The following is a 15,750-nucleotide window of genomic DNA, read 5'->3' as shown; positions in this document are numbered from 1 at the left end:
TGCATTGCAGAAAGGGGGGCAAGATGTCTGCTTCGAAGGTTTTTCTTGTGATTTCATTGGTTTCTGCCGGATTTCTGGCCGCATGTTCCGAGCCGGGAACCTATCCGATCACGGGCGCGGAGGTCTCGCAAGACGATCCGGTACAGGAAATGTACAATCCAGGGCTGATTTTCCGGGGTGAGTCGCGCTAAAGCGTTTTGCTCATCAACATATAGCGTTCGCGCGGTTTGAAGCCTGATCGCAGATAGAGTTTCTGCGCAGTTTCGTTGGTGCGGTCGACTTCAAGATGCAGGGCGGTCAGCCCGGCCTCGGCCAGCGCTTTGGGGAGATCGTGCAGCACTTCGGTTGCGATACCGCGGCCACGGACGGCTGGGCGGATGTAGATTTCGTCAACGAAGGCGTCCATGCCGCCGAATTCGACCGACCAGCCGAAGGTGAGGACAACATAGCCAAGCGGCGCGCGGCCCGGCCCGATCAGATACACGCACCCATGCGGTATGCCGTCCAACAGCGGGGCCAGCGCGTCGCGCCGATGCGCATCGTCCTGCGCGATGCCGGATTCCGAATGAAACGCCGCGACCAGCGCCATCAGGCGGTCCAGATCGTCGGGGCGGGCGAGGCGGAGTGCGGCGGTCATAGACGGGCCAGCCTTTCTGTGAGCAGGTCGAAGAAACCCTGGGCGTCCACGTCGCCCATGAACATGGCGTTTGGTGCACGGTCGGTGACCCGCCACCAGTCGGCCACCGTCATGCCCAATGTCAATTCTGACTGGGTTTCGATTTCAACATTGATGTGGCGGCCCGAGAACAGATCGGGCCGGATCAGATAGGCCGTGACGCAGGGGTCGTGCAGCGGCGCGCCCTCCGAACCGTATTTTTCCTTGTCGAAACGTTCGAAGAAATCGGTCATCTCTGCCACTGCATGACCAACCTTGCTGTCCAATGCCCGGAATGCATCGTTGCGATGAGGCGTGACCAGAGCGTCATGTGTGACATCCAATGGCATTACGACGACATGAATGCCGGATTTAAACACAATATCAGCAGCTTCCGGGTCGACATAAATGTTGAATTCGGCTGCTGGTGTGATGTTTCCAACCTCAAAATACGCACCACCCATCAGGACGATTTCCTGCACCCGGTCGATGATGTCGGGCGCTTTTTGGAAGGCAGTGGCGATGTTCGTCAGCGGCCCCAGAGGGCAGAGCGTTACTGTGCCGGGCTCTTGCGCGCGCAGGGTATCGATGATGAAATCGACCGCGTGGCCTTCGGCCAGAGGCATTTCGGGATCGGGAAGAACAGGGCCGTCGAGCCCGGTTTTGCCATGCACATGCTCGGCCGTGACAAGCGGGCGTTTCAGGGGCCGGTCGCACCCGGCATAGACGGGGATATCGGTGTGGCCCGCCAGTTCGCAGACAATGCGGGCGTTTTTGGCGGTCAGCTCCAGCGGCACGTTTCCGGCGACGGCGGTGATGCCCAGAACCTCGATCTCTTCGGGGCTGGCCAACGCCAGAAGGATGGCGACAGCGTCGTCCTGACCGGGATCGGTGTCGATGATGATCTTGCGGGGCATGGGGCTCTCCGGGGGGGCGTGAAGGTCGGACACTCGCAAGTGTCGCGGGACTTGTCTACCAGATTTACACGTCCGCCGGGGCATCCACCGGCGGGAGTTTGCCGTTGGCGCGGTGTTCTTCGATTTTCACCTCGTCCCACAACGCGTCCATCTCGGCCAGATCGCTTTGCGTGGGCGTTCTGCCGCGTTCGGCCAGCCGCGCTTCGACCTTCTCAAAACGGCGGGTGAACTTGGCGTTGGTGCGGCGCAGGGCGGCCTCGGGTTCGATGCCTAAGTGCCGGCCGAGGTTGACGATCACGAACAGCAGATCGCCGAATTCATCCTCGAGCGCGTCGGCATCCATGCTGTCGCGCGCTTCTTCCAGTTCGGCGGCCTCTTCGGTGATCTTGGCGAGGACATGGCTGGCATCGGGCCAGTCGAACCCGACACGGGCGGCGCGTTTCTGCAGCTTGTGGGCACGTAGCAGGGCGGGCAGGTTGGCGGCAACCCCGTCCAGCGCCCCTTTCTGTTCCTTGCCCGCGCGTTCAGCGGCTTTGATGGTTTCCCAATCCAGCGTCTGTTGATCCGCCGACTTGTCTCGGGACTCATCACCGAAGACATGTGGGTGACGGGTAACCATCTTGTCCGACATGGTGCGCACCACGTCTTGGAAGGTGAAATGCCCAGCCTCTTCAGCCATTTGCGCGTGGAAGACGGATTGGAACAGCAGGTCGCCCAGTTCTCCTTTCAGCTCGTCGTAGGCCTCGCGTTCGATGGCGTCGGCGACCTCATAGGCTTCCTCAATCGTGTAGGGCGCGATGGTGGAAAAATCCTGTTCGATGTCCCACGGGCAGCCGGTTTGCGGGTCGCGCAGGCGGCGCATGATTTCCAGCAAACGCTCGATACCCGCGTCCGTGTCGTGGATCAGAGGATTTTCGGCCATTGCGAACCCTTTCGTTCCGGTGTCAGATGCATCCATCCCGCAGTCAGGATCAGGAGTCCACCCCAGATGCCCGTCGTCAACCGAATTGCCGATTACGCCGCTGATATGGCCCAATGGCGCCAGCACTTGCACACGATCCCCGAATTGGAGTTCGAATGTTATGAGACCGCCGCATTTGTGGCGGATCGTCTGCGCGAGTTCGGGGTGGATGAGCTGCATGAGGGGATCGCCAAGACCGGGATGGTCGCGATCATCAATGGGCAGGGTGAGGGCCCGACCATCGGATTGCGCGCCGATATGGATGCTTTGCCGATCACCGAGGAGACGGGCGTGGACTACGCCTCGAAAAACCCCGGCATGATGCATGCCTGTGGTCATGACGGGCATACTACGATGCTGCTGGGTGCTGCGCGCTATCTGGCCGAAACGCGGAATTTTGCGGGCCGGGTTGCGCTGATCTTTCAGCCTGCCGAGGAAGAGGGCGGCGGCGCGGGCGTGATGGTTGAAGAAGGCATCATGGATCGGTTCAATATCTCTCAGGTTTACGGCATCCATAACACTCCGGGCCGGCCCGAGGGGCTGTTCGAGACTACGCCGGGGCCGCTGATGGCCGCAGTAGATACGTTTGAGATCCATATTCAGGGCGTGGGCGGCCACGGGGCCATGCCGCATGAGACGCGCGACCCGGTGATGGCGGCTTGCGGAATGGCGCAGGCGATCCAGACAATTGTCAGCCGCAACCACTATGCGCTGGACGATCTGGTGGTGTCGGTGACACAGATTCACACCGGGACGGTGAATAACGTGATACCTGATACCGCTTATCTGAACGGCACCGTTCGCACCTTTGATCCCGCAGTGCAGAAGATGGTCAAAGACAGGATGGCGCAGATCGTTGCGGGGCAGGCGGCATCATATGGTGTCGAGGCCAAACTGGAGTATCAAGAGGGCTATCCCGCCACGATCAACGACGCCGACAAGGCCGCATTCGCGGCAGAAGTGGCGCGGGATGTGTCAGGGGCCGAGCGCGTAACGGCCAATGCGGGGCGCGAGATGGGGGCCGAGGATTTTTCCTACATGCTACAGGCCCGACCCGGTGCTTATCTGTTCCTTGGACAGGGCGAAGGTGCCGGGCTGCATCATCCGAAATACAACTTCAATGATGAGATCGCACCGGTGGGGGCATCGTTCTTCGCACGACTCGTCGAAACGGCTCAGCCACTGCGCTGATTGGGGAAAGACATGGCTCTGGAAGACGCAAAGAACCAGGTGGATGAGGCATTCACCAACCCCGATCTCAAGGGGCTGTCCTATGAGAACACTTTTGGTGGTGCTACGTCGTTCCTGCGGCGGCTCTATACCAAGGACCTTGCAGGCGTTGATATCGCGGTCACTGGTGTGCCCTTCGATCAGGCGGTGACCAACCGTCCTGGAACCCGGCTGGGGCCGCGCGCGATCCGTGAGGCCAGTTCACTGCAGTCGCCGGATGCGCCCTATGGCTGGCCCTTTGATGCACTCAGCGAGCTGGCGATCGTAGATTATGGGGATATGGCCTATGACTATGCCAATATCCCGGCCTTTCCCGACACGCTGACTGATCACATACGTACCATTTTGGCGGCAAATGTGGCCTCGGTCACGTTGGGCGGGGATCACTATATCAGCTTCCCGATCCTCAAGGCCTATGCCGAGAAATTTGGGCCCATGTCGCTGCTGCAATTCGATGCGCATACGGATACCTGGGCCGATGATGACATGTCCCGCGTGGACCACGGCACGATGTTCTACAAGGCGGTGAAATCGGGGCTGGTTGATCCGAAACGCTCGGTTCAGGTGGGCATTCGCACCACCAACGAGGATACGCTGGGCGTCAACATCATCGACGCGCGCGAGGTTTACGAATCCGGCCCCGCCGCCGTTGCGCAGAAGATCAAAGACATTCTGGGCGATAGCCCCGTTTACTTGAGCTTTGATATCGATGGTCTGGACCCGGCCTTTGCGCCCGGAACCGGGACGCCAGTCTGGGGCGGTCTGACCTCGATCCAGGCGCAAATCATCCTGCGCGACATTGCCGGGATCAATATCAAAGGTGGCGATGTGGTCGAGGTGTCTCCGCCATTCGACACCTCTGGTGCGACGGCGATTGCGGGGGCGCATGTGGCGACGCAGATCATTTGTCTGCTGGGGTGGAACAAGCTTGTGAAGCCTTAACCTTTGGTTAGGCATAATCCCGGTATCTGCTTGGTGAGGCACCGGATCGGAGACATCATATGACCGAATTCAACCAACCGATTGGCGGCAATGATCTGGCGCGGTTTTCTGGCCCGAATACCTTCATGCGCTTACCGCAGGCGTCTTCGCTGGAGGGGCTGGATGTGGCTGTGCTAGGCGTTCCGATGGATATCGGCACCTCGTGGCGGTCGGGCACGCGGTTTGGACCCAAGCAGATCCGCAGCGAGAGCGCGATGATCCGGCCCTATAATATGGCCAATGGCGCGGCGCCGTTTGACCATCTGCAGATCGCAGATATCGGGGATCTGGCGATCAATACGTTCTCGCTGGCCGACAGTCTCAAGATCATCAAAGACAGCTATGACGGTATACTGGGGCAGGGTGTCATCCCGGTGGCGATGGGCGGAGATCACTCGATCACCTTGCCGATTCTGCGGGCAATGGCAGCCAAGCACGGGCCAGTGGCTTTGGTGCATGTGGACGCTCATGCGGACGTGAATGACGAGATGTTTGGCGAGAAAGAAACCCACGGAACAGTCTTCCGTCGCGCCTATGAGGAAGGGTTGATCGTGCCCGACAAGACCTTCCAGATCGGCATTCGCGGCTCGGGCTACGCGGCCAGCGACTTTACCGAGGCGCAAGGTTGGGGGTTCCGCCAATACCCGGCATGGGAGCTATGGCAGCAGAACCTGACCGAGATCGGCTCACTGATCCGCAAGACGGTCGACGATCATCCGGTTTATATCACCTATGACATCGACAGCCTCGACCCGGCTTTTGCACCGGGAACCGGAACGCCCGAGATTGCGGGTCTGACCACGCCACAGGCGCTGCAGCTGATCCATGCGCTGGCGGGTATGAACGTGGTGGGCTGTGATCTGGTAGAGGTATCTCCGCCCTATGATCCGTCAGGCAATACCGCGTTGACTGCGGCGAACCTTCTGTTCGAGCTGCTGTGCATCCTGCCGGGGTGACGCCACGATAGGGGTGTTGGTCGCCCTCGGACTGGGTAGGCTTTGCGCAAAGGGATCGAAGGGCAGATGAAAATGGTGCTTTGGCTGTTGATTTCGGTGGGCATTGCGATGGGCGCATATGTTCGTCTTGCGCCGTCTGACCCAACGCGCTGGCATGTTGCCCCCGAAGGCGTGGATCGAGATTTTAGGAACGGCGTAGTGCGGGTCGTTGAGGCAGCCCCGGGAGGGCTGGAGCAACTCGATCATATTGCCCGCTCGACGCCGCGCACGACGGTGCTGGCAGGTTCGATCGAAGAGGGAATGATAACCTATGTCATCCGTTCCAGGGTATTCGGGTTTCCCGACTACACTACCGTGCAGCATGACGGGGATAAGCTGCGCATCTATGCGCGCTCAAGATTTGGTCGGAAAGATTTCGGCGTCAATCGACAGCGGGTCACCCACTGGCTTGCTTTGCTGCAACCCTGACGACAAGCACCCCTCTTGCACCTCGCGCCACATGGGCACGTTCAGCGACATCTGGCATTGGGCCATGAACATGCGGCCGTCGACCTGTAGGCAGATCATCTCGCCCAGCTCGATGCGGCTGCCGGATTTATCGGTGCAATAGCAATCGCGGGTCTTGCCATCGGGGCCGACGTAATCGGCCATTGCAGGGCTTGAACAGAGGGTTAGGGCCAGGATCAGTCGTCTCATACACCAAACCTAGCACAAGGCAGGGCCTTGACCAACGCCCCCGGATGAGAGACACCGCCCGGATGATCCCCGAAGAACGTCTTGAACAGATCACCCAGCGATTCCAGTACCTCGAAGCGGCCATGGCGGATGGTGCCTCGGGCGGGGATATTGCGGCTTTGGCCAAGGAATATTCGGATCTTAAGCCAGTCGTTGATCAGATTATGGCGTGGCGGCAACTGGTCAGTGATCTGACCGAGGCCGAGGCGATGTTGGCTGACCCGGACATGAAAGAGCTGGCGGAAGAAGAAATCCCCGAGCTGCAGGCACGTATCCCCGAGGCGGAACATGCGCTGCAACTGGCATTGTTGCCCAAGGATGCCGCTGATGCGCGCCCGGCGATGCTGGAGATTCGGCCCGGTACGGGTGGGGATGAGGCTGCGCTGTTCGCCGGAGACCTGCTGCGCATGTATCAGCGCTATGCCGAAGCGCGGGGCTGGAAGTTTGAGATAATCGAGGAACAGGCCTCTGATCTGGGTGGGATCAAAGAGGTCGTGGCCCATATCAAGGGTGACAACGTCTTTGCGCGGATGAAATACGAATCCGGTGTGCATCGGGTGCAGCGGGTGCCAGAGACGGAAAGCGGCGGGCGCATTCATACCTCTGCGGCGACGGTGGCGGTTCTGCCCGAGGCTGAAGATGTGGACATCCAGATTGATGCTAACGACATCCGGATCGACACGATGCGTAGCTCGGGCGCCGGGGGGCAGCACGTCAACACCACCGACTCGGCGGTGCGGATCACGCACTTGCCGACCGGGCTTGTGGTGACCAGTTCCGAGAAATCCCAGCATCGCAACCGTGAGATTGCGATGCAGGTGTTGAAGACGCGGCTTTATGATCTGGAGCGTCAACGCATCGACAGTGAGCGTTCTGCAGATCGCGCCAGTCAAGTGGGTTCGGGCGACCGGTCGGAGCGGATCAGGACTTATAATTTCCCCCAAGGTCGCATGACGGATCACCGTATCAACCTGACGCTCTATAAGCTCGATCAGGTGATGCAGGGCGATCTGGATGAGGTGATCGACGCGCTGACCGCAGATGATCAGGCCCGGCTGCTGGCCGAGATGGCGCAATGATTGCGGCGTTGACGGCAGCTCAGGCAATGGTGGCCGCCACTGCGCGTTTGCGGGCCGCAGGCGTGCCCGATCCGGCGCGGGATGCGCGGGTGCTGCTGGCCCATGCAGCGCGGATCGAGGCCAGCCGGGTGACGCTGATCGCGCCCGAGGAACTGCCTGTCGATATTGCGGAGCGCTATGACCAGCTGATCTCGTTGCGGGCCATTCGGGTGCCGGTGTCGCACCTGTTGGGCGAGCGGGAATTCTATGGCCGCCGGTTCCGGGTCAGCCGCGATGTGCTTGATCCACGCCCCGAAACCGAGGCTTTGATCGAGGCGGCGCTGAGCGAGCCGTTTGACCATCTGCTGGACCTGGGTGTGGGCTCGGGCTGTATCCTGATCACCTTGCTGGCCGAGCGCAGCAGCGCCTCGGGGCTGGGTGTGGATCTGAGCGAATCTGCCTGCCTGCAGGCCAGCGCCAACGCCGTGCAGCATCAGGTGCAGCCACGGGTGGAGATTCGGCAATCCGATTGGTTTGAGAACATTGAGGGGCAATTTGACCTTATTGTTTCAAATCCGCCCTATATTTCCGTTGAGGAAATGGATGATCTGTCGCCCGAGGTGCGCGAGCATGAACCGCGCATGGCCCTGACCGATGAAGGGGACGGGTTGGGGGCGTATCGCCGGATCGCCGCCTCGGCACCGGATTTTCTGATGCCGGGTGGGCGGTTGCTGGTCGAGATCGGGCCGACGCAGGGCAAATATGTTTCGGCCTTGTTTGATGCGGCGGGGTTGGTGGATATCCGCATAATCCCTGATCTGGACGGTCGGGATCGGGTTGTGGGTGCCAGAATGCCGCAGTAATGGGCCCGGCTGAGGCTGAAATGTGCCGATTGATGTAAAAAAGCTGCGAAATATCGGACAAAGCCCTTGTCTGAATGCGCAGGACATGTTTACTCAGGATTAGTCGGCGAGGTTGACGCTGTTTCAGCGCGCCCCTGACGCCAAGCCCAAAAAGTCGATGACGCGTTAAGGCACAAGCCACCGAGCAGCGTTAGATACGGGTTGATCGACAGTGAGTTTATAAGGCTGACGTAAAGTAAGATGAGATCTTCCAAATCCCGTTCGCGGGCCAAGAACAACCGCAATCGTCCTTCTGGCGGCAACGTCGTAAACCGGGTTTTTGACAGCTCGGGTCCTGAGGGCAAAGTGCGTGGCACCCCGCAGCAGATCATTGATAAGTACAACCAGCTGGCGCGCGATGCGCAGCTGTCCAATGACCGTGTGGCCGCCGAGAACTTTCAGCAGCACGCCGAGCATTATCTGCGCATGTTGAGCGAGGCGCAGCGCGAGATTGAAGCCCGCCGCGAAGAGCAGGAACGCCAGAACCGTGAACGGCAGGCTGAGCGTGATCGCGAACGTGCTGAGCGTCAGGAACGCGAGGCGGCCCGTCAGGCCGATCCGGCAGAGGCTCCGCAGCCTGATGTGATGGATTTCAGCGCGCCCGAGGCCACACCCGAAAGCGGGCTAGTCGAAACACCTGAGAACAAAGGGGCGGAGGCACCTGAGAAAAAGGAAAAGCCCGCTCGCAAGCCCCGCGCGCGCAAGCCGAAACCTGCGCCTGCGGCAGAGGCTGAAGCTGAGCCCAAGACAGATGGCGATACGCCCGAAGCGGCTGAGTAAGACCAGCCTCAGAAGAGACAAAGCCCCGAGGTTTCGACCCGGGGCTTTTTTCTTGGTGTCAGTTTTTCTGAACTTCGCGGGCCAGGGCGCAGAACGCCTCTAGCGGGACCTGTTCGGCGCGTTCCGTGGGCTGGATGCCTGCGGCAAGAAGGCGGTCCTCGATGTCAGGTGCCACGCCTTTCAGCGAGGCGCGCAGCATCTTGCGGCGCTGATTGAAGGCGGCGGCCACGACACGGGACAGAGTGGCGGCGTCCGCCGGATAGCGGGGCTCGGACAGCGCGGTCAGGTGGACCACGGCGCTGGAGACCTTTGGTGGTGGTGTGAAGGCCCCGGGCGGCAGCGACATGGCGATGCGCGCTTCGGCCCGCCATTGGGCGAGGATGGCGAGACGGCCATAGGCTTTGCCGCCGGGTTGGGCGACGATGCGTTCGGCCACTTCGCGTTGGAACATCAGCGTCAGGCTTTGCCAGAAGGGCGGCCATTGTGGCGGGGTGAGCCAACGGACCAGAAGCTCGGTCCCGACATTATAGGGTAGGTTGGCGGCCACGCGAATGGGCGGTGTCAGATGGGCCAGCGGGTCGATTTCAAGCGCATCGCCATTGATCACCTCTAGCTGGCCCGGATAGGCGGCGGCGATATCGTTTAGGGCGGCGATACAGCGTGTGTCTTTTTCCACCGCCACGACCTTGCGGGCCCCTTCGGAGAGCAACCCCCGGGTCAGGCCACCGGGGCCGGGGCCGATTTCGAGGACATCGCATTGTGTCAGATCCCCGGCCTGCCGTGCGATCTTGGCGGTCAGGTTGAGGTCGAGCAGGAAGTTCTGGCCCAGCGATTTGCGGGCTGAGAGCTGGTGCGTCGCGATGACCTCACGCAATGGGGGAAGGGAGTCGATGGCGCTCATGGCTTCACCGTTGCGTGGGTTGGAGGCGGAGCGCCAGAGAATTTTGGCCTCCGGCGGGGATATTTTTGGCCAGATGATGCATTAGCGGGTGTTGGCCATGGATTGGGCGAGCCTTAGCGCTTCGATCAGGCTGGTGGGGGCGGCGATGTTCTTACCGGCGATGTCCAGTGCCGTGCCGTGGTCGGGGGAGGTGCGGATGAACGGCAGGCCCAGCGTGACGTTCACGCCTTTGTCGAAATCCAGCGTTTTGATCGGGATCAGGGCCTGATCGTGGTACATGCAGATTGCTGCGTCATAGTTGGCGCGTGCGGCGGCATGGAACAGGGTGTCCGCCGGGTGCGGGCCGGTGAGTGTGGTGTTTTCGATGCTCAGGTCGGACAACAGGGTCGCGATCCAGTCCATCTCCTCGGTTCCCATTTTGCCGCCTTCGCCTGCATGCGGGTTCAGGCCGGCAATCGCGATCCGGGGGGTCGGGATGCCGAATTGGGTTTGCAGGCTGTGGGCTGTGATCTCGATCGTGTCGCGCAGCAGGTCGGGCGTGAGCGCCGATGGAACTTGCGATAGCGGGATGTGAATGGTGGCCGGGACGACGCGCAGCTGATCGCTGGCCAACATCATCACAACGCGTTTGCGGCCGGCCAGAGCGGCGAGGAACTCGGTATGGCCCGGATAGGCGAAACCGGCTCCGTCGATCAGGGCCTTTTTGTTGATCGGTGCGGTGCACAAGGCAGAGGCCGCGCCCGACTGGACCAGCGCAACGCCCTGTTCAATGGCATCGATGACCGAAGGCGCATTGGCCGGGCCGGGATGGCCGGGCCGGTTGGGGGCGGGAAAATCCAGTTGCAGAACAGGCAGGGCGGATGCGCTGGCCGCGCGCGCCTCAGACGGATCGGCTATCCGGGCAACAGGGGTGTCCTGTGGCAGGTGCGCGGCGTCGCCGATGTAAAAGAACGGGCAATTGTCGCGTAGCGCCTTCCATGCCTTGGCTGCGATCTCGGGGCCAATTCCGGCGGGATCACCGCAGCTGAGGGCGATGGGGGCCGTCATTGCTCGATGATGACGGCGTCAGCCCGGAGTTGTTGCAACAGACTATCGGCAAAGGCCTGCAGGCGCTGCTGGGTCAATGCGTTGGCGACATCGGCGCGGGTGGTCTCTTCGCCCAGATTGCGGGTGCGGTTGCACAGCATCAGGAACACCAGGGTCTGACCGTTATTGCGCGTCAGCGTAGTCGACACCTCGTTCGGGTCCAGCTTGGCCAATTCCAGCGCGATATCCCGCGGGATCTCGGAAGGTTTGGCGGTGACGCGATCCAGCACCTCGGCAGGTTGATCCTTGGCAAGGCCATAGAGGTCATCGCAGGTGTCGATTTCTTCGCGCAGCTTAGCGGCGTCTGCCAGTGTTTCGGCGCTGCGACCTCCTGCGAGGTAATAGGCGGCGTAGTCGATCTCGGAATAGTTCGGGGTGCCGGGGGCAACCTCGCGGATACCGCGCATCTGGAACAGGGCGACGGCATTGCTGAGCGACAGAGGTTGCGTGATCTCTCCGTTTTTCAGACCAAGGATAACCGGTTGCAGCGCGGGAGGCAGATTGCTGAGCGACAACCAGTCGAGCCGCCCGCCTTCTTCGCGCGTGGCGGCAGCGGAATATTGAATAGCGGCTGACGAGAAACTTTCCTGATCCGTGAGCTGGGAAATCTCATCGGCCAGTGCTTCGGCTTGTGCCAGCGTCTGCGGGGTGACCGGGATGATGATTTCGGATAGCAGAACCTGAAGGCCGCCACCGCCACCTTGCCCGAGGGCGCGGTTGATCTCGTCTTCGGTGGGGCGCGATTGCGACAGGTAGCGCGCGCTGACATATTCGCGCCACGACAGCTGATCGGCGACGAAATCGCGCACGGTCTCACGCGAGACGCCAGCTTCGTTGAGCAATCTCAGAAAATCTTCGCTGCCAAGATTGCCCCGAGCGGCGAGTTCATCGATTCCGGTCTGGACGTCTTCGGGGGCGACCTGAATTCCGACCTCACGCATCGCTTGTTTGCGCAGACGGTCCTGAATCATCGCTTCGCGCACCTCGGCCTCGGAACTGCCGGGGGCACCGAGCAACTCAAGGAATTGCTGCCGTTGCTGCAGTTCGTACCAGGTCACGATGTCCTGATTGACGCGGATGGCGGGTGAGAACAGGCTTTGACTGAAAGCCTGCGGTGCGGTCATGCCACCCAATGCGACGGCAAAGAAGGCGGCGCGCCAGCCAGAGCGGAGAATTGTGGTGAAACCTGAGATCAGCTGCATCTTTTCTTGAACTTCTTGCCTTCGCCTTCGACGGAGTACCCTGTCAGGGCTACGGTAAAGCCGAATTCTGTCGAAGGCTCAATACTTGATGTCGAGGTAAAGCGCCTGTTGACGGTCATATTAACTTGCACACATTCGTTACTGTAGGTCAGCCCGAAGCCCAGACGGAGTGGTTCGGATTCGCTGATATCATATCGCGCACTCGCACGTGTCAGCCAGTTTTGGTCGATCCGATAGCGCCCGGCAACCCTCAGTTCCGAAATTTCATCATTATTGAGCTCGGCCGGATCGGGTTCAAGCCAGACATAGCCGCCGCTCAGCGATGTGTCACCCTTGGTCCAGGCGGCGCGGAGCTCGGCCTTGGTGAAGCTGAAATCGCTGTTCAGCAATCCGCGTGCCGCAAGGGTCAGGCCCCGGCCATTGTTCAGCTGCCCTGCCAGCAGCAGGTCGGATTTGGTACCTTGCAGGCCCGAGGTCAGGGTGAAATCCGGGTCGGCATCGGCGCGGAAGACCTGTCCGATGGTCGCCAGCGCATGCCAGCCATCGGCCGCGTACCGCGCCCAGTTCACGCCGATGACCGCAGTGGTTCCGTCCTCGCGCCGGTCTTCGGCTGGAAAGCGGGAAAGCGACAGAAGGTTGCCCTGATCAAATTCCTGAAACGTGCTTTCGTCGTTCGGGACATCCGTGTCCGAGACATCAGTCCAGCCGATCTGAGCGATGGGCTCCAGTATCTGGGTGGCGCCGCTTTGCTCGCGCCGTTGCATGGGATAGCGCAGAGTGAAGGCCGCGCGCGGTGTGGCGCGGGTCACATCATTGGGAAAGTTGCTGTCGTTGCGGATGTTGAACGTATCGATCGCGGCACCCAGCTGGGCGTCGGCGCGCAGACCTGTGGCAAAGGTCCAGCTGCGCAACCATTCGGCATCGAATGTCGCGCGGGCGACGTCGCGCCCGACAATGTCCTCATCGCTGGTGCGGGTATGGGTATGCCCGATAAAGGCCAACGCGACTTCACCCCCAATGGCTTTGGGGAAATAGCGCTTGCGGAAGTCGATGTCGAAAATGCGCGAGGGAATCTCATCCTGCTCTTCGCTGTCACGGAGGGTTTCATAGTGGATGAAGCTGGTGCGGAACGCGGTGTCCCGTTTGATCCGTTCCAGGGCGATCTCGCTGCGCAGACGGTCGAAATCGGGCAGGCCGTAATCGGCCAGATAGGCATCATCCGAGGTGGTTTTGATGTCGAAAGTCAGGCGATAGCTGTTCTGCAGGTTGAAATAGCCATCCGCGAAGAAATAGCCGCGATCCTGATTGGGTTGGATGTCATCCCGGGTGTAGGCGCCGCGCAGACGGATTCGGCCGTTTTTGAACGCTTGCCGATAACGCAGCCCCAGTGTGCGGGTTTTGGACGACACATATGGGGTGACCGTCAGGTCCTTGTGATCGCCAAGCTTGAAGAAATAAGGTACCTGCAACCCGGTTCCGAGCTGCGAAGTCGTGCGGATCGACGGCACAAGAAACCCGGTGGCGCGGTCCAGGGTCGGGTCGGGCAGGCGCAGGGCCGGGAAATAGAATACCGGCACGTCCAGGACACGGAATTGGGCACCCTCGAAATAAAGCTGCCGTTCGACCTGATCATGGGTCACCTTGCGGGCGCGGATTTGCCAGAGCGGCGGTTTGCCATTGGCACAGACATGGCACGAGGTGGCTGCCACCTTGCTGAACTGCGTATAGCGTCCAGCGGCACGGGTTGCCTGCACCGAAGCGATCTGAACCTGCTGATCAAACACCATTCGCGCACCGGTCAGCAGACCGTTCTGAATGCCGCTGTCCAGTTGCGCGGAATCAGCCAGCAGCGTGGATTGGCCGCCCTGATCGATGCGGATCGGACCGGTCAGGGTCAGCTCTCCGGTCTCGCGGTCATAGGTGATGCTTTGGGCGGTCAGCTTCACGTCGCCTTGAAAGGCTTCCACATTGCCCTCGGCAACCAGTTTGCGGTCGGGGGTGATGAAGATCTGATCGGCCACCAGCAGCGCGGGCTGGTCTTGGCCGCCTGCGTCGGTTGTTGGGGTGGTGTCGTCACTCTGTGCGCTGGTCGCAACGGGCAGTGACAGGATCAGAGCGCTGGATAGCAGCAGGGGAAGCAGGGCACGCATCAGCCGTCCTCCGCATGCAGCAACAGACCCAGCGACAGCAGGATCCCGGCAAAGGGCGGGGCCCAGGCGGCGACAAAGATGGGCAGCTGCCCGTTTTCCCCCAGAATCTGAGCGAAATTGCGGATGAAATAGATACCAAAGCCCAGCAGGACTGCGGTCAGCACCGCGACGCCAGTGCCACCAAAACGCACATGGCGCATGGTGAAGGCCGCGCCAATCAGGACCATCGAGACCAGAAATAGCGGGCGCGCCAATTGGACCTGCAGCCAGACTTCGTATTGCTTGGTTGAAAATCCAGCCTCGCGCAGATCACGAATCAACTGTGGCAGGTCGTAGACCGAGACTGAATCCTGTTGTCCCAGAGTATCCAGGATACGGTCACGGGTGAGCGTGGTCGGCAAATTCAGCACCTCATGTGTGATCGCATTGGTTTCGGGGTTGAGGTCGTCTGCAATCGTCCAGACCTTGGCCTCATGCAGTGCCCAGTGGCCGTTCTCCAGATCGGCGCGCAGGGCCAAAATTTGTTCAGTCGGTTTGCCGCCCGAGGAAAACGTTGTGATCGTCACGTCGCGCAAGGAAAAGCGGTCGCCATTGACCGTGCCAAGCGCATGGATGACTGACTGACCGCTGGCCGAGCCCTGACGAAGCCACAGCCCATCGCGGCTGATGGACAGGGTCGAACTGCCGTTGTTGCGAAAGTCATCTGACAGGCGCTGGTACTCCTCGGATGTTGCTGCGGCGATTGGATTGAGCAATGAGACAGCAAGCGCGCCAATGGTCAGCGCCAACAGGACCGGGGCTAGCAGCGCCCGGATGCCCGAGCGCCCGATGGCGCGTGTCACCACCAGTTCCGAGCTGCGCGCGAGGCCTACGAACAATGCAATCGTCGCAAGGATCATCAACAGCGGCAGCATCTCACTGATGGCTGTGGGGGTGTTCAGCAGGGTCAGTCGCAAAAGCTGCCCGAAGGACAGGCCGACCCCGTCAAAGCGGCGCACCTGCTCGATCAGGTCGATCAGGATCATCAGGGTCAGAAAGATTCCGCCGATCACGAGAAAACTCTGGATGAAACGCCGGGCAAAATAACGGTCGAGGATCACGCAGGCATCTCCGCCCGATTGCGGCACTGGAGAATCGCGCGCCGCACTGGATTGATGCGCGACAGCCTATGCCTGCCGAATGATGCCACGTTATGTCCCCCGGGCCTGCAATTATTTTCGGGCGACCATAATGCAA

General features: G+C 60.7%; 17 protein-coding genes. 8 read left to right on the top strand and 9 right to left on the bottom strand.

Annotated elements, in window-relative coordinates; translation table 11 throughout:
- The first annotated feature begins 23 nt into the window (after positions 1–23).
- Positions 24–191, top strand: a complete 168-nt coding sequence (locus ACR0IV_RS05780; protein WP_480469578.1) for a hypothetical protein — start codon at positions 24–26, stop codon at positions 189–191.
- On the opposite strand, the gene ACR0IV_RS05775 is transcribed toward ACR0IV_RS05780, so the two are convergent.
- The 3 genes from ACR0IV_RS05775 to mazG form a co-directional block, all read right to left on the bottom strand.
- Positions 188–637, bottom strand: a complete 450-nt coding sequence (locus ACR0IV_RS05775; RefSeq protein WP_480469579.1) for an N-acetyltransferase family protein — start codon at positions 635–637, stop codon at positions 188–190. The two genes, ACR0IV_RS05780 and ACR0IV_RS05775, sit on opposite strands and share 4 nt — an antisense overlap.
- Entirely contained in the window at positions 634–1,572 is a 939-nt protein-coding gene (locus ACR0IV_RS05770; RefSeq protein ID WP_480657428.1) for a nucleoside hydrolase, read from the bottom strand. The genes ACR0IV_RS05775 and ACR0IV_RS05770 overlap by 4 nt, the downstream gene beginning before the upstream one ends.
- Positions 1,573–1,636: 64 nt before the next feature.
- Entirely contained in the window at positions 1,637–2,494 is an 858-nt protein-coding gene (mazG, locus tag ACR0IV_RS05765) for a nucleoside triphosphate pyrophosphohydrolase (protein WP_480469581.1), read from the bottom strand.
- A 66-nt stretch (positions 2,495–2,560) separates the two neighbouring features.
- Here mazG and ACR0IV_RS05760 point away from each other — a divergent pair, with 66 nt between their 5' ends.
- The 4 genes from ACR0IV_RS05760 (at position 2,561) to ACR0IV_RS05745 (ending at position 6,168) form a co-directional block, all read left to right on the top strand.
- Positions 2,561–3,724 (top strand): M20 aminoacylase family protein, encoded by a 1,164-nt coding sequence (locus ACR0IV_RS05760; RefSeq protein ID WP_480657429.1) that lies wholly within the window; start codon positions 2,561–2,563, stop codon positions 3,722–3,724.
- A 12-nt stretch (positions 3,725–3,736) separates the two neighbouring features.
- On the top strand, positions 3,737–4,705 hold the full coding sequence (gene speB, locus ACR0IV_RS05755; RefSeq protein ID WP_480469583.1) for an agmatinase: 969 nt from the start codon (positions 3,737–3,739) through the stop codon (positions 4,703–4,705).
- Between the two features lie 59 nt (positions 4,706–4,764).
- Positions 4,765–5,700 (top strand): agmatinase, encoded by a 936-nt coding sequence (gene speB, locus ACR0IV_RS05750; protein WP_480469584.1) that lies wholly within the window; start codon positions 4,765–4,767, stop codon positions 5,698–5,700.
- A gap of 66 nt (positions 5,701–5,766) precedes the next feature.
- A complete protein-coding gene (locus ACR0IV_RS05745) occupies positions 5,767–6,168 on the top strand; it encodes a DUF1499 domain-containing protein (RefSeq protein WP_480469585.1) in 402 nt (133 codons plus the stop codon).
- Here ACR0IV_RS05745 and ACR0IV_RS05740 read toward each other — a convergent pair.
- Positions 6,094–6,396, bottom strand: a complete 303-nt coding sequence (locus ACR0IV_RS05740) for a hypothetical protein (protein WP_480469586.1) — start codon at positions 6,394–6,396, stop codon at positions 6,094–6,096. The two genes, ACR0IV_RS05745 and ACR0IV_RS05740, sit on opposite strands and share 75 nt — an antisense overlap.
- A 62-nt stretch (positions 6,397–6,458) precedes the next feature.
- Here ACR0IV_RS05740 and prfA point away from each other — a divergent pair, with 62 nt between their 5' ends.
- The 3 genes from prfA (at position 6,459) to ACR0IV_RS05725 (ending at position 9,175) form a co-directional block, all read left to right on the top strand.
- The gene (gene prfA / locus ACR0IV_RS05735) at positions 6,459–7,514 is read left to right on the top strand and encodes a peptide chain release factor 1 (RefSeq protein WP_480471891.1); all 1,056 of its coding nucleotides are present in this window, start codon (positions 6,459–6,461) and stop codon (positions 7,512–7,514) included.
- A complete protein-coding gene (prmC, locus tag ACR0IV_RS05730) occupies positions 7,511–8,356 on the top strand; it encodes a peptide chain release factor N(5)-glutamine methyltransferase (protein WP_480657430.1) in 846 nt (281 codons plus the stop codon). Before prfA ends, prmC begins: the two co-directional genes overlap by 4 nt.
- 240 nt (positions 8,357–8,596) lie before the next feature.
- Entirely contained in the window at positions 8,597–9,175 is a 579-nt protein-coding gene (locus tag ACR0IV_RS05725) for a DUF4167 domain-containing protein (protein WP_480469588.1), read from the top strand.
- A 58-nt stretch (positions 9,176–9,233) separates the two neighbouring features.
- Here ACR0IV_RS05725 and rsmA read toward each other — a convergent pair whose 3' ends face one another.
- The 5 genes from rsmA to lptG form a co-directional block, all read right to left on the bottom strand.
- Positions 9,234–10,076 carry a 16S rRNA (adenine(1518)-N(6)/adenine(1519)-N(6))-dimethyltransferase RsmA gene (gene rsmA / locus ACR0IV_RS05720; RefSeq protein ID WP_480657431.1) on the bottom strand — a complete coding sequence of 281 codons (843 nt, stop codon included), beginning with the start codon at positions 10,074–10,076 and terminating at the stop codon, positions 9,234–9,236.
- 81 nt (positions 10,077–10,157) lie between these two features.
- On the bottom strand, positions 10,158–11,123 hold the full coding sequence (gene pdxA, locus ACR0IV_RS05715) for a 4-hydroxythreonine-4-phosphate dehydrogenase PdxA (protein WP_480657432.1): 966 nt from the start codon (positions 11,121–11,123) through the stop codon (positions 10,158–10,160).
- Positions 11,120–12,364, bottom strand: coding sequence for a peptidylprolyl isomerase (locus tag ACR0IV_RS05710; protein ID WP_480657433.1), 1,245 nt, complete (start codon positions 12,362–12,364; stop codon positions 11,120–11,122). Before ACR0IV_RS05710 ends, pdxA begins: the two co-directional genes overlap by 4 nt.
- The gene (locus ACR0IV_RS05705; protein WP_480657434.1) at positions 12,355–14,514 is read right to left on the bottom strand and encodes an LPS-assembly protein LptD; all 2,160 of its coding nucleotides are present in this window, start codon (positions 14,512–14,514) and stop codon (positions 12,355–12,357) included. The genes ACR0IV_RS05710 and ACR0IV_RS05705 overlap by 10 nt, the downstream gene beginning before the upstream one ends.
- Positions 14,514–15,614: an LPS export ABC transporter permease LptG gene (gene lptG, locus ACR0IV_RS05700; RefSeq protein WP_480657435.1), complete on the bottom strand. Its 1,101-nt coding sequence runs from the start codon at positions 15,612–15,614 to the stop codon at positions 14,514–14,516. Before lptG ends, ACR0IV_RS05705 begins: the two co-directional genes overlap by 1 nt.
- Positions 15,615–15,750 lie beyond the last annotated feature (136 nt).

The organism is Ruegeria sp. C2 (assembly GCF_056537765.1).
Note: the sequence above shows the minus strand (reverse complement) of the source record. Positions and strands in the feature narration are given on the sequence as shown.